Annotated in this window: 24 protein-coding genes; 16 read left to right on the forward strand and 8 right to left on the reverse strand. The window is 67.4% G+C overall.

The window, feature by feature from the left end; genetic code table 11:
• Positions 1-24: 24 nt before the first annotated feature.
• From AC1DEL_RS19300 to AC1DEL_RS19320, 5 genes are all read right to left on the reverse strand, one after another.
• The gene (locus AC1DEL_RS19300; RefSeq protein ID WP_092298300.1) at positions 25-2,226 is read right to left on the reverse strand and encodes a methyl-accepting chemotaxis protein; all 2,202 of its coding nucleotides are present in this window, start codon (positions 2,224-2,226) and stop codon (positions 25-27) included.
• Between the two features lie 92 nt (positions 2,227-2,318).
• On the reverse strand, positions 2,319-2,882 hold the full coding sequence (locus AC1DEL_RS19305; protein WP_477159153.1) for a chemotaxis protein CheW: 564 nt from the start codon (positions 2,880-2,882) through the stop codon (positions 2,319-2,321).
• A gap of 130 nt (positions 2,883-3,012) precedes the next feature.
• Positions 3,013-3,381, reverse strand: coding sequence for a response regulator (locus tag AC1DEL_RS19310; protein ID WP_092298297.1), 369 nt, complete (start codon positions 3,379-3,381; stop codon positions 3,013-3,015).
• 41 nt (positions 3,382-3,422) lie between these two features.
• Entirely contained in the window at positions 3,423-3,908 is a 486-nt protein-coding gene (locus tag AC1DEL_RS19315) for a response regulator (RefSeq protein ID WP_092298294.1), read from the reverse strand.
• A 323-nt stretch (positions 3,909-4,231) separates the two neighbouring features.
• The gene (locus tag AC1DEL_RS19320) at positions 4,232-4,402 is read right to left on the reverse strand and encodes a rubredoxin (RefSeq protein ID WP_092298462.1); all 171 of its coding nucleotides are present in this window, start codon (positions 4,400-4,402) and stop codon (positions 4,232-4,234) included.
• Between the two features lie 249 nt (positions 4,403-4,651).
• Here AC1DEL_RS19320 and hemL point away from each other — a divergent pair, with 249 nt between their 5' ends.
• The 4 genes from hemL (at position 4,652) to AC1DEL_RS19340 (ending at position 8,102) form a co-directional block, all read left to right on the forward strand.
• The gene (hemL, locus tag AC1DEL_RS19325; protein WP_477113796.1) at positions 4,652-5,944 is read left to right on the forward strand and encodes a glutamate-1-semialdehyde 2,1-aminomutase; all 1,293 of its coding nucleotides are present in this window, start codon (positions 4,652-4,654) and stop codon (positions 5,942-5,944) included.
• A 137-nt stretch (positions 5,945-6,081) separates the two neighbouring features.
• Complete coding sequence (locus AC1DEL_RS19330; protein ID WP_092298288.1) at positions 6,082-6,708, forward strand: LemA family protein; 627 nt, start codon at positions 6,082-6,084, stop codon at positions 6,706-6,708.
• 17 nt (positions 6,709-6,725) lie between these two features.
• Complete coding sequence (locus tag AC1DEL_RS19335) at positions 6,726-7,568, forward strand: TPM domain-containing protein (protein WP_477105974.1); 843 nt, start codon at positions 6,726-6,728, stop codon at positions 7,566-7,568.
• A 15-nt stretch (positions 7,569-7,583) separates the two neighbouring features.
• On the forward strand, positions 7,584-8,102 hold the full coding sequence (locus AC1DEL_RS19340; protein WP_441591864.1) for a TPM domain-containing protein: 519 nt from the start codon (positions 7,584-7,586) through the stop codon (positions 8,100-8,102).
• 44 nt (positions 8,103-8,146) lie between these two features.
• Here AC1DEL_RS19340 and AC1DEL_RS19345 read toward each other — a convergent pair whose 3' ends face one another.
• Entirely contained in the window at positions 8,147-9,415 is a 1,269-nt protein-coding gene (locus AC1DEL_RS19345; protein ID WP_092298460.1) for an MFS transporter, read from the reverse strand.
• Between the two features lie 1,175 nt (positions 9,416-10,590).
• Here AC1DEL_RS19345 and AC1DEL_RS19350 point away from each other — a divergent pair.
• From AC1DEL_RS19350 to AC1DEL_RS19405, 12 genes are all read left to right on the forward strand, one after another.
• The gene (locus tag AC1DEL_RS19350) at positions 10,591-10,770 is read left to right on the forward strand and encodes a Flp family type IVb pilin (RefSeq protein ID WP_369823509.1); all 180 of its coding nucleotides are present in this window, start codon (positions 10,591-10,593) and stop codon (positions 10,768-10,770) included.
• A gap of 64 nt (positions 10,771-10,834) precedes the next feature.
• A complete protein-coding gene (locus tag AC1DEL_RS19355; RefSeq protein ID WP_441591861.1) occupies positions 10,835-11,341 on the forward strand; it encodes an A24 family peptidase in 507 nt (168 codons plus the stop codon).
• Between the two features lie 332 nt (positions 11,342-11,673).
• Positions 11,674-12,519, forward strand: a complete 846-nt coding sequence (gene cpaB / locus AC1DEL_RS19360; RefSeq protein WP_477126133.1) for a Flp pilus assembly protein CpaB — start codon at positions 11,674-11,676, stop codon at positions 12,517-12,519.
• An 81-nt stretch (positions 12,520-12,600) separates the two neighbouring features.
• Positions 12,601-14,334 (forward strand): type II and III secretion system protein family protein, encoded by a 1,734-nt coding sequence (locus AC1DEL_RS19365; RefSeq protein WP_092298276.1) that lies wholly within the window; start codon positions 12,601-12,603, stop codon positions 14,332-14,334.
• Between the two features lie 26 nt (positions 14,335-14,360).
• Positions 14,361-14,672 (forward strand): hypothetical protein, encoded by a 312-nt coding sequence (locus tag AC1DEL_RS19370; protein ID WP_092298273.1) that lies wholly within the window; start codon positions 14,361-14,363, stop codon positions 14,670-14,672.
• A 39-nt stretch (positions 14,673-14,711) separates the two neighbouring features.
• Positions 14,712-15,905 carry a CpaE/TadZ family protein gene (locus AC1DEL_RS19375; RefSeq protein ID WP_441591857.1) on the forward strand — a complete coding sequence of 398 codons (1,194 nt, stop codon included), beginning with the start codon at positions 14,712-14,714 and terminating at the stop codon, positions 15,903-15,905.
• A 33-nt stretch (positions 15,906-15,938) separates the two neighbouring features.
• Positions 15,939-17,354 carry a CpaF family protein gene (locus tag AC1DEL_RS19380; protein WP_477126134.1) on the forward strand — a complete coding sequence of 472 codons (1,416 nt, stop codon included), beginning with the start codon at positions 15,939-15,941 and terminating at the stop codon, positions 17,352-17,354.
• Between the two features lie 9 nt (positions 17,355-17,363).
• Positions 17,364-18,341, forward strand: a complete 978-nt coding sequence (locus AC1DEL_RS19385) for a type II secretion system F family protein (RefSeq protein ID WP_477126135.1) — start codon at positions 17,364-17,366, stop codon at positions 18,339-18,341.
• Positions 18,342-18,393: 52 nt separating this feature from the next.
• Positions 18,394-19,338, forward strand: a complete 945-nt coding sequence (locus AC1DEL_RS19390) for a type II secretion system F family protein (protein ID WP_477126136.1) — start codon at positions 18,394-18,396, stop codon at positions 19,336-19,338.
• Positions 19,339-19,355: 17 nt separating this feature from the next.
• Positions 19,356-19,823, forward strand: a complete 468-nt coding sequence (locus AC1DEL_RS19395; protein ID WP_092298258.1) for a TadE family protein — start codon at positions 19,356-19,358, stop codon at positions 19,821-19,823.
• Between the two features lie 27 nt (positions 19,824-19,850).
• The gene (locus AC1DEL_RS19400; RefSeq protein ID WP_255370924.1) at positions 19,851-20,900 is read left to right on the forward strand and encodes a TadG family pilus assembly protein; all 1,050 of its coding nucleotides are present in this window, start codon (positions 19,851-19,853) and stop codon (positions 20,898-20,900) included.
• A 175-nt stretch (positions 20,901-21,075) separates the two neighbouring features.
• A complete protein-coding gene (locus AC1DEL_RS19405; protein WP_092298255.1) occupies positions 21,076-21,864 on the forward strand; it encodes a metallophosphoesterase in 789 nt (262 codons plus the stop codon).
• 107 nt (positions 21,865-21,971) lie between these two features.
• On the opposite strand, the gene groL is transcribed toward AC1DEL_RS19405, so the two are convergent.
• Positions 21,972-23,615, reverse strand: coding sequence for a chaperonin GroEL (gene groL, locus AC1DEL_RS19410; protein WP_092298252.1), 1,644 nt, complete (start codon positions 23,613-23,615; stop codon positions 21,972-21,974).
• A 37-nt stretch (positions 23,616-23,652) separates the two neighbouring features.
• Entirely contained in the window at positions 23,653-23,943 is a 291-nt protein-coding gene (groES, locus tag AC1DEL_RS19415) for a co-chaperone GroES (RefSeq protein WP_008644494.1), read from the reverse strand.
• Positions 23,944-24,069: the final 126 nt, after the last annotated feature.

Below are 24,069 nucleotides of genomic sequence, written 5' to 3' on the forward strand. Positions count from 1 at the left end.
GCCTCGATGCAGGTTTTATGCAAGTCAGGCGATCTTGAACCGCGACACCGAGTTACGCAGTTCTTCGGTCAGTGCCGTCAGCTGGCGCACCGAGGTGGCGGTCTGGCGCGTACCGGACGTGGTCTGGGCGGTCACCTGGAGAATGCCGTCGATGTGGCGCGCCACGTTGGTGGCCAGCCCGGCCTCGTGCGAGGTGGTCTGCGAGATCTGCTCGATCAGCTCGGCCAGCTGGCGCGACACGCGGCCAATCTCGACCAGTGCGGCACCGGCGTTATCGGACAGCCGCGCCCCTTCCACCACGCCCTGCGTGCTGCGCTCCATGGCGTGCACGGCGTCCTGGGTATCGGTCTGAATCGTGCGGATCAGCGCGCCGATCTGCTTGGTGGCCTCGCCGGAACGTTCGGCCAGACGCTGCACTTCTTCCGCCACCACCGAGAAGCCGCGGCCTGCCTCGCCGGCCGAAGCCGCCTGGATGGCGGCGTTCAGTGCCAGCACGTTGGTCTGTTCGGTAATGTCCGAGATCAGTTCGACGATTTCGCCAATCTCCTGCGACGACTCGCCCAGCCGCTTGATCCGCTTCGACGTTTCCTGAATCTGGTCGCGGATGCCGTTCATGCCGGTAATCGCGTTTTCCACAGCCTGCTGGCCCTGCTCCGCAGCGGCCAGCGAGGCGCGGGCCACGTTGGCGGACTCCGCCGCGCCGCGCGACACCTGCGTGATGCGGTCTGCCATCTCCACCACCGACTCGCCGGTCTGGCGGATCTGGCGCGATTGCTCTTCGGTCGTGGCAGCCAGCTGCACCGAGGTTTCCTGCACCTGGCTCGAGGCCTGCTGCACGTCCACGGCGGTCTGCTGCACCCGGCCGACCAGTTCCTTCAGTTCTTCCACGGTGTAGTTCACCGAGTCGGCGATGGCGCCGGTGATGTCCTCGGTCACGGTGGCCTGACGCGTCAAGTCACCGTCAGCGATGTCCTGCAGCTCGTTCATCAGCTGCAGAATGGCCTTCTGGGTGGCGTCGTTGTTACGCTTTTCGTCGAGGCGGCGGGCTTCGGCCTCGCGTTCGCGCGCCTCGGCTTCCAGCGCCCGGACGCGCGAGTCGCGCAGGTAGAGCGCGGCCAGCCCGGCCAGGAAGATCAGCGTGGACAGCGCGGACACGATGGTTGCGCCGAGGGTCCAGGGGCGGTAGCGGGCGCCGTCCGAGTAGGCGGTCTGGAGCGTGGACAGCTCGCCGCGCAGGGCCTCGTTGTCGTTGAAGATCTGCTGCTGGGCGCGCTTGGCGGCAATCAGGCCCGGCAGGTTCTGGAGAATCGTCTGCGTGGTCTTCTGCACGGCCTCGAAGCGCTGCGAGAGCTGCTGGAGGTAGCTGCGCGTCTCGGCGTCGGTGGCGGCGGTCAGGCGCAGGGCGTCCGAGCCGTTCATCAGGCCGTCCAGCGTTTCGCGGAAGGTGTTGGTGTCCTTGCCGAGCAGGAACGCGGTCTCGGGGTTGACGCCTTCGCCGGAGAGGAACTCGTTCAGGTTCTTACCCAGGCGCTGGGTCAGCATCACGAGCTGCGCGGAGGCGGCCACCTCGCGGGCGTTGGAGCCGGCCTGGAGCTTGATCGCGGCCACCTGTTCGGCGGCCTCGAGCAGTTCGGGGTTCGAGGCGTTGAAGATCTGGAGCGTCTGGCCGATGGTGGTCAGAATCGGCTGCTGGGCCAGCACGTCGCCGGCGCTCTTCTCGGAGCGCTTCCACGAGTTCATGGCGGTCTCGAGCAGCGGAATCGCCGTGCCCGTGGTGGCGCTGACGTGCTTCTCGTCGCTGCCGTTCTGGAGCGCCAGCAGGTCGGCCGTGAGCTGTTCCTTGGACTGGCGCAGCTGCGTGAAGGCCTGTGCGTTGCCCAGCAGTGCCACCGGCACCGCCTTACCCAGACGCTGCGAGTGCATCAGCATGTTACCGGCGATTTCGATCTGCGCCGCGCCGTTGGTGGCCTGGCGGTTATCGAGATACACCGAGGCCAGCAGTGCCACCAGCGACACCACCACGCCCACCGTCAGCGTACGCTGCTGCGACGCGAACGGCATGCGCGACAGCCAGCCGGACAGTTGCTCCACCGGGGTACGGCCCAGGCCGCCCTTGTCAGCGCCAGCGCTGCCCTTGGCGAACACCGACCGGCGCGGCGCCACGGCTTCGGCGGCGGCTCCCGCGGCAGCCGTCCGGCGTCCCAGGCTCATCTTCTTGATACCCATAGCAACCCTCTGTCCGTTTGTTTTTTGATTCGTTGGTACTGCGTCTTGATGTTCCGCTATCGACTGTCAGCTATCGGCTTTCGACCATCGGCTCAGGCCACCACGCGGCCCACCTGGAGGAACGCCGGGGCGTCCAGCAGCTGGCGGATGTCCAGCACCTGCCAGTCGCGCCCGTCGCGGTCCGCGAAGCGCGGGCCGTGCCATTCGGCGGCGAGATCCGCGTGCCCCGCCGGGGCGTCGCCGTGCGGCAGCGAGAGGTCGCCGGYATGGCGCAGCCCCACCACCCGCGTGGCGATGATCCCGCACGCGCGCTCCACGTGGCGCGACAGCACCACGATCTTGCTGCCCGGCTGCACGGGCGTGTGCCCCTCGCCGCAGAACAGGCCGAAATCGATCACCCCGAGCAGGTTGCCCCGCGCGTTGACCAGTCCGCGGTACCACGGCTGGGTCAGCGGCACGCCGGCCGGCTGGCGCATCTCCAGCACCTCGCCGGTATCGGGCAGCGGCAGCAGCCAGTGGCGCTGGCCCACCAGCACGCCGAGGTAGCTGTCCACGGCGGGCAGGTTGCGCGCGTCGCGCAGGCGACGGGCCAGCATGGCCTGATAGTCCTGCAAGCGGGTCTGGCGGGCACGGATGTCTTGGCGCGGCGCGTTCATGGTCGGCATACCGGTGGATAAGAGACCGCCTGGCAGATGGCGGACACAGCGTCACCCCTGCCCGCATCGCGGCGGGCGGCGTGACGGCAAACCCCGGGCCTCCAAGGCCCGGCAGGCAGTTCGGTGCGGCTCAGTGCGCCAGCGCGGCGATCTTCGACAGCAGCTCGTCGCTGTCCACCGGCTTGACGATGTAGTCCGATGCGCCCTGGCGCATCCCCCAGATGCGGTCCGTGTCGAGGCCCTTGCTGGTGCACATGATCACGGGAATGTCCTTGAAGCGGTCGTCGCGCTTGATGGCGCGGGTGGTCTGGTAGCCGTTCTGGCCGGGCATGACCACATCCATCAGGATCAGGTCGAAGGCTTCCGCCTCGAGCCGGGCCATGGCCTGGTCGCTGTTGCCGGCCACCGAGACCTTGAAACCCTTCTTGCCGAGCAAGTCGGACATGAACAGCGCTTCGGTGGGGGAATCGTCGACGATAAGGATTTTGCTGATGGTCATTGGTGTGTTTCCTGGATGCTTTTGCGTGGCGGCGTTCAGGGTCAGGCCGCCACGACCGCACCCTCTTCCTGCGCACAGCCGCCAAGGCAGGTCTCTACGGCCTGCATCAGGGCTTCACGGGAAAAGGGCTTGGCGAGATGGTCGTGCGCGCCGACGAGCTTGCCGCGCGAACGGTCGAACACGCCGTCGCGGGACGACAGCATGATCACCGGGATCGCGTGGAACCTCGGGCTTTTCTTGATCAGGGAACAGGTTTGGTAGCCGTCCAGCCGGGGCATCAGGATGTCGCAGAAGATGACGTCCGGGTGCATGTCTCCGACCTTGGCGAGCGCCTCGAAGCCATCCTCGGCGAGCATGACCTGATAGCCTGCCTGCGACAGGAAGATCTCCGCCGTCCGGCGGATGGTGCTGGAATCGTCGATCACAAGGATCTTGCGGCGCAATGCCGCGGCTGCCTTGACGGCACCGGCGTCGCCGGTGTTGACCCCATCGACGGACGTGTTTTCTTCTGTTTGAGCGACCCGCATACTGTTCCCGCGACCAGCTGCCCGCACGAATGCAGGCGCCGGTATTCACTTGAGAACACCCGCACGGCAACGCTTGGCGCGCCGGCGGCCCCCGATTTCCAAATTCCCAATCAAAAAAAGCCCGGTCAATCCGACCGGCGCCGGCGGCGCGACCCGTGCGTCCGCCCGACGTATTGCTGTGTTATTGCTCTGATAGTGCTAGTTTTGCCGCAAAGTGTGACGACTCGCGGTGGGGCCGTCAATCCGGTTCGTCCGGCGCGGCCCGCCGATCTGTCGCTTTGGCGCGACGCGTCGGGGTTTTCGGGGTGGATGACGGCCAGGCGTCAGATCGCCACCATCTCGAAGTCTTCCTTGCGCGCGCCGCACTCCGGACAGGTCCAGTTGATCGGCACGTCTTCCCATTTGGTGCCCGGCGCGATGCCGTCTTCCGGCGAACCGGTGGCCTCGTCGTAGATCCAACCGCAGATCAGGCACATCCAAGTCTTGTATTCCATATGCAGGCTCTTGCCACTCTCCATTAAAATTCCAGCGCAGATGGTACATAAACCGCGCCGCCGGCGCCACCCATGGGGCGGCGCAATCCTGCCAATATCGTCGCGTTCGCGCATGTTAGCGTGCAGATGCCGTTCAAACGGCGCGTATTTCGCCCAGATTGCCTGCTTTTCCGGCATCTGACCGCTAGCCGCCCGGCTCCGGCCCCCGGCAAGCCCATTTTCATCCTGTATCGGATTACAACTCCTGCCATGTCCCGTAACCAGCAGCTTTTCGACCGCGCCCAGCAGACCATTCCCGGTGGCGTGAACTCGCCCGTGCGCGCTTTCCGCTCCGTGGGCGGCACGCCGCGCTTCATCACCCGCGCCGAGGGCGCCTATATGTGGGATGCGGACGGCCAGCGCTATATCGACTACATCGGCTCCTGGGGGCCGATGATCCTCGGCCATGCCCATCCGGCCGTGGTCAAGGCCGTGCAGGACACCGCCGCCGGAAGCTTCTCCTTCGGCGCGCCCACCGAGGGCGAGATCGAGATGGCCGAGGAAATCTGCAAGCTGGTGCCGTCGATCGAGCAGGTGCGGCTGGTGTCGTCCGGCACGGAGGCCACCATGAGCGCGCTGCGGCTGGCGCGCGGCTTCACCGGGCGCGACCTGATCATCAAGTTCGAGGGCTGCTACCACGGCCACGCGGACAGCCTGCTGGTCAAGGCCGGCTCGGGCCTGCTGACCTTCGCGGACACCACCCAGAACGCGCCGTCCTCGGCCGGCGTGCCCGCCGACGTGACGCGCCACACCATGGTGCTCGAGTACAACAACGTCACCCAGCTGGAAGAAGCCTTCGCGCGCCACAAGGGCGAGATCGCCGCCGTGATCGTGGAGCCGGTGGCCGGCAACATGAACCTGGTGCGCGCCACGGCCGCTTTCCTCCAGTCCATGCGCAACCTGTGCAGCGAGCACGGCGCCGTGCTGATCTTCGACGAAGTGATGACCGGCTTCCGCGTGGCGCTGGGCGGCGCGCAGGCCCATTACGGCATCAAACCGGACATGACCTGCCTGGGCAAGGTGATTGGCGGCGGCATGCCGGCGGCAGCGTTCGGCGGCCGGCGCGACATCATGGCCAAGCTGGCGCCGCTGGGCGGTGTCTATCAGGCCGGCACGCTGTCCGGCAACCCGCTGGCCGTGGCCGCCGGCCTGACCACGCTGAAGCTGATCCAGGCGCCGGGCTTCCACGACCAGCTGGCCGCGCAGACGCGCAAGCTGACTGATGGCCTGACCGCCGCTGCCCGTGCCGCCAACGTGCCGTTCGCCGCGGACGCCATCGGCGGCATGTTCGGCCTCTATTTCACCCAGACGGTGCCGACCAGCTTCGCCGAGGTAACCAAGGCCGACGTCGGGCGCTTCAACCGCTTCTTCCACGCCATGCTGAACGAGGGCGTGTACCTGGCGCCATCGGCGTTCGAAGCCGGCTTTGTCTCGGCCAAGCACGACGACGCGATCATCGCCACTACCGTGGAAGCGGCCGCCCGCGCCTTCCAGGCCGGCTAAGCGGCTGTCGAGTGACCCAAGAGGCGCGCCCGGCGCGCCTCGCTCTCCCCTTACTCTTCCTTCACACTCAGGGCGGCGCCCCAATGCCGTGCGCTACACTTGGATTTTGCCGATCCCGGCCATTCCAGGAGTCATCGATGCGCGCTGCCCTCCCATCCCTGTTCGTCCTGCCCTCGCCCGCCGCCCTTGGCCGCTGGCTCGCCATGGCCCTGCTGGCCAGCCTGCTCAGCGCCTGCGGCTACAACGATTTCCAGTCGAAGGACGAGGCCGTCAAGGCGGCATGGGGCGAAGTCGTCAACCAGTACCAGCGCCGCGCGGACCTGATCCCGAACCTGGTCGCCACGGTCAAGGGCTACGCCAGCCATGAGCGCGAGACGCTCGAGGCCGTGACCAAGGCCCGCGCCCAGGCCACCAGCATTCAGGTGACGCCGGAGACACTCAACGATCCCGAGGCCTTCGCCCGCTTCCAGCAGGCACAGGGGCAGCTGACCAGCGCGCTGTCGCGCCTGCTGGCGATCTCCGAGAACTATCCCCAACTGAAGGCCGACGCCGCGTTCCGCGACCTGCAATCGCAGCTCGAAGGCACCGAAAACCGCATCACCGTGGCGCGGCAGCGCTATATCGCGGCGGTGCAGTCGTACAACGTGCTGGCGCGCAGCTTCCCGACCAATCTCACGGCCAAGGTGTTCGGCTACCCGGTCAAGCCGTCGTTCACGGTGGAGAACGAGAAGGCCATCTCCACGCCGCCGGCCGTCAAGTTCTGACGCGGCGCATCGCCATCATGCGCGCCGCCCTGCTCCGCTTTTTCGGCATCTGGCTATGCCTTGCGGCGATATTCGCCGCCCATCCCGCCCGGGCGGCAGACGGCTTTGTCGCGGTGCCGCCGCTCACCCAGCGCGTGACCGACCTGACCGGCACGCTGGCCCCGCAACAGCGCGCCGCGCTGGAAAACGTGCTGGCCGAGTACGAGCAACAGCGCGGCAGCCAGATCTTCGTGCTGATGGTGCCGACGACCGAGCCCGAGACCATCGACCAGTACAGCATCCGCGTGGCGGACGCGTGGAAGGCGGGGCGCCAGAGCATCGACGACGGGGTGATCCTGCTGATCGCCAAAGACAACCCGCCCGGCTTGCGCAAGATGCGCATCGAGACCGGGCGCGGCGTGCAGGGGTCGCTGACCGACGCGGTGTCCTCGCGCATCCTGCGCGACGTGATGGCCCCGCATTTCCGCCAGAACGATTTCTACGGCGGCCTCGCGGCGGGCATCTCGGCCATCCAGTCCGCCATCGACAAGGAGGCGTTACCTGGGCCCGAGCGGAAAGCCGGCAATGCAGCGACCTCTGCCCTCAACGACTGGCTGCCCGTGCTGTTCCCGCTCGCCATCGTCGTATTTTTCTTTCTTTCAGCGATCCTGCGGCGCGGACGCGGCCCGCAGATCGTGACTGGCCGGCGCGGCTGGCCGACCACCACGGCTGGTGGATTGGGCGGGCTGGGCGGGTATGAGGTCGGGCGCCGCTGGGGCGGAGGTGGTGGCGGCTTCGGCGGAGGCGGCGGTGGGGGCGGTGGATTCAGCGGCGGAGGCGGCGGCGGCTTCGACGGCGGCGGCGCCTCGGGTAACTGGTAATCGGGAGGCTGGCTGATGAAAGCAATCAGGGAGAAGTCTCTCAAGCGGGCGCTACGGCACCTCGGCTCGACATCATCGGCGGCGCGCAAGGCGTTCCCCGCCGAGGCCCAGCACCAGTTGCAGGTGGCCGTGCACGCCGGCGAACAGCATCATCGCGGGGAAGTCCGCGTGGTCATCGAGGCCAGCATGCCGTGGGAACTGGCCTGGCGCGGCACCACGCCACGCGAACGCGCCCGGGCGCTGTTCGGCGCACTGGAGGTGTGGAACACCGAGGACCACACGGGCGTGCTGCTCTATATCAACCTCGCCGATCATGCGGTGGAAATCCTCGCGGACCGGGGGATTGACGCGTGCGTTAGCGCGCGGGTGTGGGAGAAGGTTTGCGCCGGGCTGACGGTGGGGCTACGGGAGTCGCTGTCGGTACGGCCAGTGCTGGATGCGGTGGGGGAGATCCATGCGCTGCTGATGGAGCATTTTCCTTCGGGGGATGGGTTTAATCGGAATGAGTTGGACGATCGGCCGATGGTGCTCTGAGGTTTGGGGTGTTGGCTTTTGGGCTCAAAACCCAACACCGCCCCTCAAACCTTCCCTCCCCGCTTCTCCATCAAATACCACCCCGCCGCCACAACCTGCAGCCCCACCAACCCACCCCAAACCACCCAATGCGCCACAACCGGATAACGCCCCCCGGATGACGGCCAGAAATCGAGCACAAACCCAATCCCCACCTGAAACACAAAGGTCGCGAGGAAAACAGTCAACGTCATGGCTGTCGTCGCCCGCCCGATCAGCGCGTCGGGAAAACGTCGCGCCAGCAGTGCGTAGGTCAGGATCCCGCTGGAGCCGAACACCCCGTAGGCCGCCCACAGCACGGCGAGCGGCACGAACGGCAGCCGCGCCATCAGCAGCAGTTGCACGACAATGAAGCCGATCATCCCGAAGCCGGCGAACGCGTAGAGGCTAACCCCTCGCCGCTCCAGGTGCCGGGCCGCCCAGCCCGCGCCGACGCAGCCGGCCATCATGGCGAAGCCGATCACCGACACCAGCCGCGCGCCCTCGGACGGCGCCAGCCCCTGCACATCGCGCATGAACGCGCTGACCCAGAGCGTCTGCACGGCCAGGAAGATGCCCTGGTTCAGCAGCGTCAGCGGCACCACCCGCCAGAACTTCTCGCTGACCAGGATCAGCCGCGTGCCGCGCAGTTGCTCGGCGAAGGTTTCCTTGCCCGGGCGCCGGGCGTCCGGCACGCCGAACCAGAGCAGCACGGCCATGGCGAACGACAGCGCCGCCAGCCCGACGCTAATGGTGCGCCAGTCCGTCCAGGCCAGCAGCCAGGACAGCGGGCTGCCGACCACCACCGCGCCCAGCCCGCCGATCGCCATCACCAGCCCGTTCAGCAACGGCATGCGTGACAGCGGGAACCACATCGAGAGCGCCTGGATGGCCGCGCCGAGGCAGACCGACACCCCCACGCCGATCATCGCCCGCCCGGCGGCCAGGCCGGCCATGCCCGGGGCGAAGGCGAACACCAGCGACCCGGCGACGGCGAGCAGCAGCAAGGCGGCCTCGGTACGGCGCGGGCCGTAGCGGTCGAGCAGGATGCCGGCCGGCAGTTGCGCGCAGGCAAAGCCGAGGAAATAGAAACTGGTGAGCAGCCCCAGATCGGCCGCCGACAGGCCTAGCTCGCGCGTCAGGAACGGCGCGAAGCCGAGATTCACGCCCCGGAAGATATATGAGACCAGAAACCCAAGCGAAAACACCGCGAGCACGCGCCAGCGCGGGTTGGCGGCCTGGTTCGGTTGGGAAGCGAGGGAATCGGAGGGGGTTGTCGGGGAGGCGCCTGGCATGATCTTCACCATCGTGGTGCAAAACCTGCGAAAGATACCACGCCCCCAGCAAGCCAGCAGGCCGTGTAACGCTTGCAAATCATTGACGGTGTCTGTTTCCAAGCTGTAACAGTGCCAGGCCCACCGCAATACGATGTGTCCTCTGCATTACCCCAAGATCGAAACGAGAATCGTTGATTTGAGGGTCCAGTTTCAACTTTGAAACGTTCTGGCCCGCAGGCCATTTTTGGCGAATTTCGGTCCACCCTTAGGTCACGAGGATGAGGCCACGTGGCGGAGACAATTCTTCTGCAATTGGCCTCGCCCAAACGACCGATCCGCAGGCCCTTGCTATCGCCCGCTCCGGGGCGGTCCAAACGCATCACCGGCGGTTCCGGTGTACCGCGTTTCAGTTAGGTGTGTCCCCCACACCGCCAGTCCATACGGATGAGTCCCGTCGTCTATGCAGTAATCGGCGCTCCATGGATGTAACGTTTTTGGCCATTTTGGCCTCTACGTCTTTCCCCGGGGAAAAAACGCGTGGACGCCGGGTTGTCTGCACATTTGCCCGCTCATATAGGAATTGCACTGCCTATTTCCAGCGAAAACCCGCAACCGGGTGCATGAGCCGACTCGTAACCATCTAGAAACATTTGGTTACATCGTCTCGCAAACGACGCATGGTCCAACCCCCACCCCTATACAAATCAACGTCTTAGCGTCCGTGGCACGTTCGTCGCGAATGTACCGCAACCACGGAATGCCAGGCCAACCTGCAAAGACAGGCGCCAGGCGGATCCAGAGAACAAGTGGGAACGGGGAAGGCGGTGACGCGAGTCAGCGCCCAGGGAGGAAAAAGCGACCGGCCAGCTGCATGGTCGGTCCGGCCCAGCGGCACGCCGCGAAGCCTCGCAGTCTTGCAGCACTTTCAGGCGCGTTTCGGTCCCTGGAGAGGTTCGGACCGGTACGCGGCACCCGCCCAGGATGCATGCCGCAGGGAGTGGCCATGCATCGGGTGACAAGCGCTAGACCGGCCTTGCCGGGCGTGCGCGAGCCTGAGCCAGGTGGAATCGGAAAGATGTCACGACAGTGCGGCTCTTTCGGTTTGGCCTCGGTCGGAAGTTCGGCCGAAACCTTGTGCCCGATCTCCAGCGGGCGCTTTTTTCCCCACCAACCGTGAAGTGAAGGAGAAAGACATGTCCACCATGTTCGATGGCATCAAGCGTTTCGTTCGTGAAGAAGACGGCGCAGCCGGTGTGGAGTACGCCCTGCTGCTGGCCTTCGTGGCCCTCGTGATGGTGACCTATGGCACCACCGTGAAGACCGCCGTCGGCACCATCTGGAATTCGATCGCCACCGCGCTCGCCGCGGCCTGAACGACTTCCGGCACCCCCGGACCGGGCTCCGCGCCATGGGCCCCGGTCCGGCCAGATTCCTGACATGCCGATCGCATCGATCGCACCGATCCACGGGAAGGCCGCCATGTTCTCCGTTGCCGCAGCCGCCAATCTGAGCCTCGTCGCCATGGTGATCGTCGCTGCCGTGAGCGATGCCCGCTCGCGCCGCATCCCGAACTGGCTCGTGGCCGCCGGACTGACGCTGGCCCTGGTGGCGCAGGTTGCCACCCACGGCCCGGCGGACGGCGCCGTGGTCTGGGTCGGCGGGGCCGCCACCGGCGCGGTCATGCTGCTCGCGGTCTACCTGATGGGCGGCATGGGCGCCGGCGACGTGAAGCTGATGGGGGCCGTGGGGGCCTTTATGGGCGTGGCGGGCGCCGCGCATGTGGCCGTGGTCGGCTTCCTGGCCGGCGGTGCGCTGGCCATCGCCGCCCTGCTGCTGCGCCGCATCGCCGCGGCACGCCGGATCGCCGCACGCAAGCCCGTCCGGCTGCCGTACGGCGTGGCCATCGCCACGGCCACGCTGCTGGTGAAGTGGGAGCTGTTCTGAACAACACGGAGACGGCGCGCCTCCGGCTTGCGCGCCACTAACGAGAAGGTCCCGATGCTGTGACAACAGGGACCAGGAACGGGGGAATCGCCATGCACCACAGCAGCCGCATGCATGCGCCACACAGAGACGCCAGGCCCTGCGCCTCGGCACACCGCCACGGCTCCGGGTCGCGCCCAGACCACCACATGACAGCCGCCAGCGGCCAGGACCCGGCCCGCCGGACCGGACGCCAACGCGCCACCAGGCACGCCGGGCGCCCCGCCATTCCCGCCACGTGCCCGCGCACCCTGGCACATCGCACCATCTTCTTCTGAGCAAGGGAGCCGAAAATGAAGAACCTGCGCATCCTGTTCATGCTGCTGATCGCCACCATCGCGGGGCTCAGCGCCGTCATGCTCGCGTCCCGCTGGCTGCTGCAGCAAGGCAGCAACGGCATCACCAAGGTGGCCGTGGCCGCCGCCGACATCAGCCTGGGCCAGCAGATCACCCCCGAGGCCGTGAAGCTGGTGGACTGGCCCGCGGCCAGCCTGCCGCCCGGCGTGGTCCAGGACGCCACCTCGCTCGCCGGCCGCGTCACCAAGGCCAGCCTCTCGCGCGGCGAGCCGGTGCGGGAGTCCAAGCTGACGCCGATGGGCACCAAGGGCGGCCTCTCGGCGGTCATCGCCGACGGCAAGCGCGCCATCACCGTGCGCGTGAACGACGTGGTCGGCGTGGCCGGCTTCGCCCTGCCCGGCAGCTTCGTCGACATCATCGTCAACACCCAGAAAGACAAGCAGGACAGCAAGGCCAGCGCCGAACGCACCGACCAGTCGATCTCGAAGATCGTGCTCGAGAAGATCCTGGTGCTGGCCGTGGCCCAGGAGGTGAACCGCGACGAGACCAAGCCGAAGGTGGTCAACGCGGTCACGCTGGAAGTGTCGCCCGACGAGGCCGAGAAACTCGACCTGGCACGCAGCGTGGGCTCGCTCTCGCTGGTGCTGCGCAACCAGATGGACCCGCGCCCGGCCGAGACCGCCGGCGCCACCAAGAATTCCCTCCTCAAGGAACCCGTGATCGCGGCGGCCGCCCCCGTGACCAGGACAGTACAGGTGGTGCGGCACGTGGCGGAGAAAGCCTTCTCCGGCACCTGCATCGGCGTCATCAGCGGCAACCAGCGCAATCAGGAATGCTTTTGAACCACGGCTCACGCGTCTGAGAAAGGCAGGCCCACGCGGTAACTGCCCGCAATGACTGCGCGAACCCACCGGGGGAACATCATGGATCGCATCACCACGCATCAAGGCGCAGCGCGCCGTATCGCACCGCAACTGCAGGCCACCGTGCTCGCGTTGACGGCTCTGGGCATGCTTTGGGGTACGCCTGCCCGGGGGCAGGCTGGCATGGAGGCGGCGATGGCCACGGCCAACGCCGCCGGCCCCACCCGGCCGGTTCGCCTCGCGGCGGTTGGCAATATGCAGGGCAACGTCCAGGGCGGGGTCGCCGCCGAGGCGGCCGCGCCCCGCGACGCCGCGCCGGCACGCGGACCGAACTGCGTCGGCGCCATGCGCGAACGGCGCGAGGTACAGGTGCCGGTCGGCAAATCGACGATGATCGAGATGCCGGAGGCGGTCAAGGCCCGCTCCCTCGGCAACCCCAACGTGGCGCAGGCCATGCTGGTCTCCCCGCAGACGCTCTACGTGCTGGGCCAGGAAGTGGGCACCACCAATATGATCGTGCAGGGCCGCAGCGGCTCGTGCAGCGTGATCGACCTGGTGGTCGGCGCCGATCCCGGCGGGCTGCAGGCCACGCTGCGCGACCTGATGCCCGACGCACGCCGCGTGCGGGTCTCGTCCGCCGCAGACAGCCTCGTGCTGAGCGGCACGGTTCTGGACTCGGTGCAGGCGCAGAAAGTGCTGGACATCGCCAACGCCTTCGTCATGCGCCAGACGCGCGGCCCGGCGCAGAATCCGCAGGGCGCGGCCCAGGGCCAGCAGCAGAACGGGACCATGTCCAACAATCCCGCCAACACCGGCATGCCGATGCGCAGCCCGCGCATCATCAACATGCTGGTGGTGGAAGCGCCCCAGCAGGTCATGCTCGAAGTGAAGGTGGCCGAGGTCTCCAAGAGCCTGATCGACCAGATGGGCTCCGCCGCGAACCTGAACGCCGCGTTCGGCAGCTGGAGCTTCGGGCTGCTGGCCAACTTCCTCTCCGGGGCCCCGGACCTGCTCTCCTTCAGCAAGGCCAACAACCTGCCGCTCAAGTTCGCGCTCGATGCGCAGAAGGGTGACGGGCTGGTCAAGATCCTGGCCGAGCCGAACCTGATGGCGATCAGCGGGCAGGAGGCGAGCTTCCTGGCCGGCGGCAAGGTGTTCATCCCGGTGCCGCAGAGCTTTGGCGGCACGGGCACCACCATCATCCTGCAGGAGGAAACCTTCGGTGTCGGGCTGAAGTTCACGCCGACGGTGATGGAGAACGGCCGCATCAACCTCAAGGTGGCGCCCGAAGTGTCCGAACTCTCGCCGACCGGGGTAGCGCTGACCGCGCCGAACGTGTCGGGCACGTCGATCCTGCCGCTGATCAACACGCGGCGGGCCTCCACCACGCTGCAGGTCTACGACGGTCAGAGCTTCGCCATCGGCGGACTGATCAAGAACAACATCACGGGCAGCCTCAAGGCGCTGCCGGGCGTGGGTGAACTGCCGGTGGTGGGCACGCTGATGCGCAGCACCAACTTCCAGCAGGACCGCACCGAGCTGGTGTTCGTGGTCACGCCGCGCCTGGTGAAGCCGCTGCCGGCCAACTACCCGCTGCCGACCGACACCTTCGGGCCGACCACCCCGGGCGAGGTCTACCTGAACGGCAACATGGAAGGCCACCCCGCCCGCCCGGCCCCGGCCGCGATGCCCGCCCCGGCTGCGGCCCCTGCTGCGGCCCCGATGACGGCCCCTTCCGCCGCGCCCACCACCAGCGTGCCCGCCCCCACCGCCGCAGGCGCCGCCGGCGAATAAGCGCAGACCCGAACCAGGAGCACATCATGACGACCAACTTCCTCCGCCCCGCCGCGCTCGCCGCCCTGCTCGGCACCGTCGCGGGTCTCTCGGGCTGCATGGCCACCACGCCGATGTATGACAAGCAATTCGGCGATTCGGTGCGCACGCTGCGGGCGATGCAGATCCTGAACCCCGATGCCTCGAACAACACCGACCCCGTGACGGGCATCGACGGCCGCGCCGCCACGGCGGCGATGGACCGCTACGGCACCCAGTTCCGCACGCCGCAGTCCGACGCCAACGCCTTCACGATCGGCGTGGGCGCCTCCGGCGGTCTCAACAATATGGGACGGTAGGCCACGCGGCCGCCGCACGCTGTCTCCAGGAGAGAAGCCATGGCAAAGATCGCCGTTGTATCCGCCGACGATGCGCACCTGCACTACGTGGCGGGCCTGATCGCCCAGAGCGCCAACCACGTGGTACAGCGTGTGCGGGCCACGCCGGCCGCCGCGCTGGCCGACCCCGCGCTCACGCTCGGCACCGACCTGCTGATCGTGGACGCGCCCGAGGTCGGCGCGGACGACATCGTCCAGCTGCGCCGCATCACCACCGAGCATCCGGAAACACTGTGCATGCTGTTGACGGCGCACCCGTCCGCCGACCTGTTGATGCGAGCCATGCGCGCAGGCGTGCAGGGCGTGCTGCCGTGGCCACCCGAGGCCCAGGAGTTCCGCGACGAGCTCCAGCGCTGCACCAGCCACGCGCTCAGCAACGGTCGGGCCGAAGGCCAGGTGCTGGCGTTCGCGGCCTGCAAGGGCGGCAGCGGCACCACCTTCGTGGCGGCCAACTTCGCCCACGTGGTGGCTACCCGGCACAAGAAGCGCGTGCTGCTGGTGGACCTGAGCCAGCAGTACGGCGACGCCGCCTTCCTGATGACCGACCAGACCCCGCCCGCCACGCTGTCCGACGTCTGCCGCCAGGTGGACCGGCTCGACGCCGCGCTGCTGGAAGCCTGCGTGACCCACGTCTGCCCCGGCTTCGACGTGGTGCCCGCCGCCGGCGACCCGATCAAGGCAGGCGAGATCAAGGCCGCGCACCTGGAACGCATCATGGCCGTGGCGCGCCAGCAGTACGACGCGGTGGTCTTCGACATCGGCCAGGACATCAACCCCGCCACCCTCGTGGTGCTGGACCACAGCAACCTGATCTACGCGGTGATGCGCCGCAGCCTGGCCCACCTGCGTGCGGGCCGCCGGTTGTTCGACCTCTGCCAGTCGCTGAGCTACCACACCGACCGCGTGCGCCTGGTGCTCAACGGCGACGACCGGCACGCCAGCATCGCCCAGCGCACGCTGGAAGACGCCTTCGGCGTGCGCGTGAGCCATGTGCTGCCGCACGATGCCAGCCCGGTCCGGGACGCGAGCGAGCAGGGCGTGCCGGTGACGCAACTGGCACCGAACAGCGCCATCGCCCGCGCGCTGGCCGACATGGCCCGGCAGCTCTACCCCGACACCCAGCCGCGCCGCGACAACCTGTTGCGCAAGCTGTTCGGCCAGAACAATCAGGTCCATGCCCCGGCGCGCGCCTGACCGGCACCGCCACGGCGACACCAGGAGTCCGAGATGTCACTGCGAGAACAACTCTTCCGCCAGGCCGGCCAAGCCCTGCCCGAGCGCGTGGCGCGCGCCAACGGCGCCGCCGTCCATGGTGTCAACGGCAGTAGCCACGCCCCCAGCGGCACGGCCGGCTCGGGCGCGGTGACGCCCGCCTACCAGCAACTGGCACTGGAGATCCACCAGACATTGGTCGATCGTGTGGAACTCAGCCGCCTCCAGCACATGCCGCCCGAACAGGTCCGGCGCGAGCTGGCGCAGCTGGTGGAGCGGATCATCGAGGAAGGCAACCATCCGGTGAACGAGTCGGAGCGGCGCCGCCTGGTCTCGGACGTCCAGGACGAGATGCTCGGCTACGGGCCGCTTGAGCCGCTGCTGGCCGACCCCACCATCTCCGACATCCTCGTCAACACCGCGCGCCACGTCTACGTGGAGCGGCGCGGCAAGCTCGAGCTGACCGACGTGACCTTCCTCGACGACGCCCACCTGCTGCGCGTGATCGACAAGATGGTGTCGCGCATGGGTCGCCGCATCGACGAATCGAGCCCGATGGTCGACGCGCGCCTGCCGGACGGCTCGCGCATCAACGCCATCATCCCGCCCTCGGCCATCGACGGCCCCCTGCTCTCGATTCGCCGGTTCTCTGTGAACCCGTTGCAGATCAAGGACCTGATCGGCCTGAGCACGCTGACCGACGAGATGGCCCAGCTGCTCGACGCCATGGTGCGCGCCAAGCTCAACATCCTGATCTCGGGCGGCACCGGCAGCGGCAAGACCACGCTGCTGAACATCCTCTCGGGCTTCATTCCGGCCGACGAGCGCGTCGTGACGATCGAGGACGCGGCGGAACTGCAGCTGCGCCAGCAGCATGTGCTGCGCCTGGAGACGCGTCCGGCCAATATCGAGGGCCGGGGCGAGATCACCCAGCGTGCGCTGGTCAAGAACGCGCTGCGGATGCGGCCGGACCGGATCATCCTGGGCGAAGTGCGCGGCGCCGAGGCGCTGGACATGCTCCACGCGATGAACACCGGCCACGAGGGCTCGCTGGCCACCATCCACGCCAACACGCCGCGCGATGCACTGACGCGGCTCGAGAACATGATCAGCATGGCCGGCCTGGCGCTGCCCACGCGCACCATGCGCCAGCAGGTCACCTCGGCGCTGTCGGTGGTGGTGCAGGTCTCGCGCCTCACCGACGGGCGCCGCAAGCTCGTCAGCGTGCAGGAGATCACCGGCATGGAGGGCGAGGTCGTCAACATGCAGGAGATCTTCACCTTCCGCCGCCAGGGAGTGGAGCGCGACGGCCGCATCCGCGGGCACTTCTGCGCCACGGGCGTGCGGCCAAAGTTCTGCGAGCGGCTCCAGGCCTTCGGCATCCATCTGCCGGAGTCGCTGTTCGACCCCGCCGTGCAGCACGAAGTCTAGGAGCGCGCCATGAATCCGATGATGATCGCCTTCGCGCTGTCGGTGTTCCTGGCCATCGTGCTGGGCGGGGTCGGCGCCTACCTGTGGTGGAACACCTATCACAGCCAGCACGCGCGGCGCTTCAGCCATCGCGTGGAGGCGGCGCTGCTCAACAGCGCCGGCCACGGGCAGGACGCCGGCATCCTCAAGCAGCGCGTGATGAGCCAGTCGCCGGCCCTGGCCCGGCTGCTGCGGCGCCTGCCGCGCATGCAGGCGCTGGATCACCTCATGCTGCAATCGGGCATGAATATGTCCGTGGGACGCTTCCTGGCCCTCACGCTGGCCGCGCCCAGCCTCGCCGGCATGGTGCTGACGACGCTGAACGCGCCGTGGTATGCCGTGCTGCTGATGGCCGGCGCGGCCAGCACGCTGCCGCTGCTGTTCGTGCTGCACAAGCGGGGCAAGCGGCTCGCGACGCTGGAAGCGCAGTTGCCCGAGGCCGCCGACCTGATCAGCCGCGCGCTGCGCGCCGGCCACTCGCTGCCCAGCGCGCTGGACATGGCCGGCAACGAGCTGCCGGCGCCCATCGGCACGGAACTGGGCCTGGTGTTCGGCGAGATCAACTACGGCATTCCACTGCACGACGCGCTGGCCGGCCTGACCGACCGGGTGCCGATCGAGGACCTGCGCTACCTGGTCGTCGCGGTGCTGATCCAGCGCGAGTCCGGCGGCAACCTGGCCGAGATCCTCGACAACGTGGCCAGCCTGATCCGCAAGCGGCTGCAACTGCTGGACAAGGTGCGCGTGCTGTCGGCCGAAGGCCGGCTCGGCGGCTGGATCCTGACGCTGCTGCCGGTGGTGGTCGGCGGCATCGTGTTCCAGATCAATCCCGAGATGATGGCCACGCTGTGGACCGACCCGACCGGCATCCAGATGCTCTGGTACGCCGTCGCCATGACCTGCGTGGGCATCTTGTGGATGCGCCAGATCGTGCGGATCCACGTGTAGGGCAGGCATTCAGGCACCCCAATTACCGAGGCGGGAAGATTCCCGGACAACCATGCCAACCACAACGATCCTCCTGTTGGGCGTCACCTTCGCCATCGTCTTCGGCGCGGCCTGGGTCGCGATGATCGTGATGCGCCCGAACCCCGTGGCCCGCCGGCTCGGCCAGATCGAGCGCGAGGCGCCCGGCGGCGCGCCGATCCCCGACGGCCGCCGCGAATGGATGCGCCGGATGGAGCGGCTGGCCCGGCCGCTGGCGCAGCTCTCGCTGCCGAAGGAGGGCTGGGAGAACTCCGCGCTGCGCACGCGCTTCATCCATGCCGGATGGCGCTCGGCCGAGGCGATTCCGCTCTACTTCGGCATCAAGACCGTGCTCGCGTTCGGCCTGCCGATGGCGCTCTGGGTAGCGCTGGTCGGCGAGGTGGAAGCCGCGGGGCAGCAGGAATTCATGACGGGACTGTTCGCGATGGCGGTGGCGGGCTTCTACCTGCCCAATTTCGCGCTGCGCTGGAAGGTGGGCCGCCGCCAGCGCGACATCTTCGAGGCCTTCCCGGACAGCCTGGACCTGATCATGGTCTGCGTGGAAGCCGGCCTGAGCCTGGATGCCGCGATCCTGCGCGTGGTGGCGGAGATGCGCACCGCCCGCCCCGCCATGGCCGAGGAATACGAATTGCTGACGCTGGAGCTGCGCGCCGGCCTGCCGCGCGACAAGGCGCTGCGCAACCTGTCGGCACGTACCGGCGTGGAGGATGTGAGCATGCTGGTGGCGATGCTGATCCAGGCGGACCGCTTCGGCACCAGCGTGGCGGATTCGCTGCGCGTGCATTCGGACATGCTGCGCACCAAGCGCCACTCGCTGGCCGAGGAACGCGCGGCCAAGATCGGCACCAAGATCCTGTTCCCGCTGATCTTCTGCATCTTCCCGTCGCTGTTTGTGGTGCTGCTCGGGCCGGCCGCCATCCAGGTGGTCACCGCCCTGCGCAGCGTGACCAACAACTGACCCCGCCGGAGCCCGCCATGCGTCGACCCGCCCTTCGTCCCCCTCGCCCCCTTCCCCCCCGGCACCGCCAGCCGGGCGGCCCGCGCCACGCCGGCGCCGCCGCCGTGGAATTCGCGCTGATCTTTCCGCTGCTGCTGTTCATCGTGTTCGGCGTGATCGAGTTCGGCACCGCGCTTTATGACAAGTCCGTGGTCACCAACGCCAGCCGCGAGGCGGCCCGCGCCGGCGTGGTGCTGAAGTCCCCGGCGATGACCAACACCCAGATCAAGCAGGTGGCGCTCAACTACTGCACCAACAAGCTGGTCACCTATGGCGCCGCCGCCACCTGCACCTTCCCGCTGACCGTCTCGCCGTGCGCGTCGACCGGGACCGCGCTGACCGTGCAGGTGTCGTACACGTTCAACGGCCTGCTGCTCGGCCCGCTGATCCGGCCCTTCACCGGGCCGCTGACGATCAACGCGCTCACCACCATGCTATGCGAGTAGCCCAAATCTAGAGACAGGAGGTGTGCCATGCGCCAGGAAACCCTGCGGCAGGACCCGCCAGCCCGACTGACCCGTCGGCACCGCCAGCGCGGCGCCATCGGCATCATGATGCCGTTCATGCTGATCTCGGTGCTGTCAGTGGGCGCGCTGGCGGTGGATGTCGCCCATCTGGCCATCGTACGCAACGAGTTGCAGAACGCCGCCGATGCCGCCGCGCTGGCCGGGGCGGCCGGGCTGTTCCCGGCCAATCCCAAGCCCGCCTGGACCGCGGGCGTCACCAAGGGCACGAACGCCATCAGCCTGAACAAGGCCGCCGGCGTCACGCTGACCAGCGGCACGGTGCAGGCCGGCTACTGGAACCTGACCGGCACGCCGGCCGGGCTCCAGCCGCAGGACATCACGCCGACGTCCAATGACGTGCCCGCAGTGCAGGTGACCATCAGCCGGGGGGCGGGCAGCAACGGCGGGCCCGTGCCGACCCTGCTGGCGCAGGTCTTCGATGGCGCCGCGGCAAGCACCACCGCCACCGCGGTGGCGGTGATCGCAGCGCCGGGCATCATCGGCAACGGCGGGCTGTTCCCGGTGGCCCTGAGCCAGTGCCTGTACAACAACTTCTGGGACAGCGCCACCAACCAGCCCAAGCTCGATCCGGCGACCAAGAAGCCCTACCTGTTCCGCATCGGGTCCGCCTACCACTACGGGCCGTGCGAATCGGGCCAGTGGACTACGTTCAAGTCCACCGACAACAGCGCCACCGCCACGCGCGACCTGCTCCAGAGCGGCAACCCGTCGCCGGTGGCCATCGGCGACAAGATCTGGATGCAGGACGGTACCAAGACCTCGAACTACAACTATGTGGGGGTCAACCAGGACTACCTGCTGCCGGTCACCTCGTCGCTCAACCCGGGCTCGCTCGGCCCGATCACCGCATTCGCGGCGTTCCATATCACCGCCTCGGTGGGCGGCAGCGGCAAGTACATCGAGGGCTACTTCATCCCCAACTTCAAGGTCACGAACAGCGGCGGCGGCGTCGGGCCGTACTACGGCGGCTACGTCCCCCCGCGCCTGGCCCACTAGCCAGGAAAGGAGCCAGTGGCACGGCCGGGCCTCCGGGCACGGCCAGCCCCTCGCGCTGCCCCCCATGAGCAGCGCCGAGGCCCCCCTGGCTCCTCTTTTGCAGCCTGGTCTTGACCAGGCTGTCTTTTTTTTGAAGAATCGATCGCACACCAACATGGCGAGTCCGGGAGCCCCCATGAAGTTGCGCATCCTCAGCGACATCCACCTGGAGCACAACCAGACCGACGCGATCCCCGCGTGCGCGGCGGACCTCGTGATCCTGGCCGGCGACATCGCCAACGGCCGCGACGGCATCGACTGGGCCGCCCGCACCTTCGATGTGCCGGTGGTCTACGTGCCCGGCAACCATGAGTACTACGAGAACAACTTCGACACCGTGGACCGCCTGATGGCCGAAGCGGCGGAGGCGGCGCCCAACGTGGCGCTGCTCAACGGCGCCGTGGCCGAGTACGCCGATGGCGACGGCCGCCCGGTGCGCGTGATCGGCACCACCTGGTGGACCGACTACTGCCTCTACGGCACCGACCGCATCGACGACGCCATGCAGGCCTGCGCCCGCGTGGTGGTGGACCACCGGCTGATCGAAACCACCGACGAGGCCGGCCAGCATCGCCCCTACACCCCCGCCGACGCCCTGGCCCGCCACCGCGCCGCCACCGCCTGGCTGACGGACACCCTGGCCGAACCCTTCGACGGCAAGACCGTGGTCGTCACCCACCACGGCCCCGACCTCGGCAGCCTGGACCCCCGCTACGCCCACGACATCGTCTCCGCCGGCTTCCTCTCCCGCCGCCCCGACCTCGTGGCCCARGCCGACCTCTGGATCCACGGCCACACCCACACCAGCTTCGAYTACTGGATCGACCAGTCCCGCGTAGTCTGCAACCCGCGCGGGTATATATCGAGACGAACGGGCAACCCGGAGAACCCGGTGTTTGATTGGGGGCGGGTGGTGGAGATCTAGACCCCCGCCCCCTCCGCCCCCAAACAAAAACCCCCGCGAGCTTGCGCCCGCGGGGGTTTTTGTCAGACGTCGACGAGACCCGAAGGCCTCGTCTGGTCCGGCGTGATTTACATCATGCCGTCCATGCCGCCCATGCCGCCCATGCCGCCCGGCATGGCCGGAGCCGACTCTTCCTTCGGCGATTCAGCCACGGCGCAGTCCGTGGTCAGCATCAGCGAAGCAACCGAAGCGGCGTTTTGCAGCGCGGTGCGGGTCACCTTGGTCGGGTCCAGCACGCCCATTTGCACCAGGTCGCCGTACTCGCCCGAGGCAGCGTTGTAACCGTAGTTACCGTTGCCTTCGATCACCTTGGCCACCACGACCGAAGCCTCTTCACCAGCGTTCAGCACGATCTGGCGCAGCGGTTCTTCCATGGCGCGCAGCACGATCTTGATACCGGCGTTCTGGTCGGCGTTCTCGCCTTGCAGACCCGAGATCGCAGCGCGGGCGCGCAGCAGGGCCACACCACCGCCGGGGACGATGCCTTCTTCCACGGCAGCGCGGGTGGCGTGCAGCGCGTCTTCCACGCGTGCCTTCTTTTCCTTCATTTCGACTTCGGTGGCAGCGCCAACCTTGATCACGGCAACACCGCCGGCCAGCTTGGCCACGCGCTCTTGCAGCTTTTCACGGTCGTAGTCCGAAGTGGCTTCTTCGATCTGGGCGCGGATCTGCTTCACACGGCCTTCGATGGCCGAGCCGTCGCCGGCGCCGTCGATGATGATCGTGTTTTCCTTGCCGATCTCGATGCGCTTGGCTTGGCCCAGGTCGTTCAGGGTCGCCTTTTCCAGCGTCAGGCCGATTTCCTCGGCGATCACGGTACCGCCGGTCAGGATGGCGATGTCTTCCAGCATGGCCTTGCGGCGGTCGCCGAAGCCCGGGGCCTTCACGGCAGCGGTCTTCAGGATGCCACGGATGTTGTTCACCACCAGCGTTGCCAGGGCTTCGCCCTCGACGTCTTCGGCGATGATCAGCAGCGGACGGCCAGCCTTGGCCACTTGCTCCAGCACCGGCAGCAGGTCACGGATGTTCGACACCTTCTTGTCGAACAGCAGGACGAACGGGCTGTCCAGGGCAACAACCTGCTTTTCCGGGTTGTTGATGAAGTACGGCGACAGGTAGCCGCGGTCGAACTGCATGCCTTCCACGACTTCCAGCTCGTCGGCCAGCGACTTGCCGTCTTCCACGGTGATCACGCCTTCCTTGCCAACCTTGTCCATGGCTTCGGCAATGCGCTCGCCGATCGAGGCGTCGCTGTTGGCCGAGATCGCGCCAACCTGGGCGATTTCCTTGCTGGTGGTGGTGGGCTTGGACAGCTTCTTCAGCTCTTCCACGGCAGCGCCGACAGCCTTGTCGATGCCGCGCTTCAGGTCCATCGGGTTCATGCCGGCGGCAACGAACTTCATGCCTTCGCGGACGATCGACTGGGCCAGCACGGTAGCGGTGGTGGTACCGTCACCGGCGTTGTCGCTGGTCTTGGAAGCCACTTCCTTGACCATCTGCGCGCCCATGTTCTGGAGCTTGTCCTTCAGTTCGATTTCCTTGGCCACGGACACGCCGTCCTTGGTCACGGTCGGGCCGCCGAAGCTGCGCTCCAGCACCACGTTGCGACCCTTCGGGCCCAGGGTCACCTTCACTGCGTTGGCGAGAATGTTCACGCCTTCGACCATCTTGGCACGGGCGGCGTCGCCGAACACTACGTCTTTTGCTGCCATGTTCTGTTTCTCCTGATCTGTACGAGTGACGCGTGGATTACTTGTTGACCACGGCCATGATGTCTTCTTCGCGCATGACCAGCAGTTCCTGGCCATCCACCTTCACGCCTTGGCCGGCATACTTGCCGAACAGCACGCGGTCACCCACCTTGACGTCGAGGGCAATGTTGTTGCCCTTGTCATCCTTCTTGCCGGGGCCGATGGCGAGGACTTCGCCTTGATCGGGCTTCTCGGCAGCATTGTCGGGAATCACGATGCCGGATGCGGTCTTGGTTTCATTGTCCAGACGCTTCACGATCACACGGTCGTGCAGAGGACGCAGGTTCATACGGACTCCTAGGTACAAAAAGTGAGTTTTGATTCACAAATGGCCGTCTGAAGGCGACGGCCAACGGTTTTCGGGTACCGCAAGGGCTCTGTTAGCACTCACCCCCGGGGAGTGCTAATTATAGGG

The sequence above is a fragment of the Cupriavidus sp. 10L43_2 genome (genome assembly GCF_056395265.1).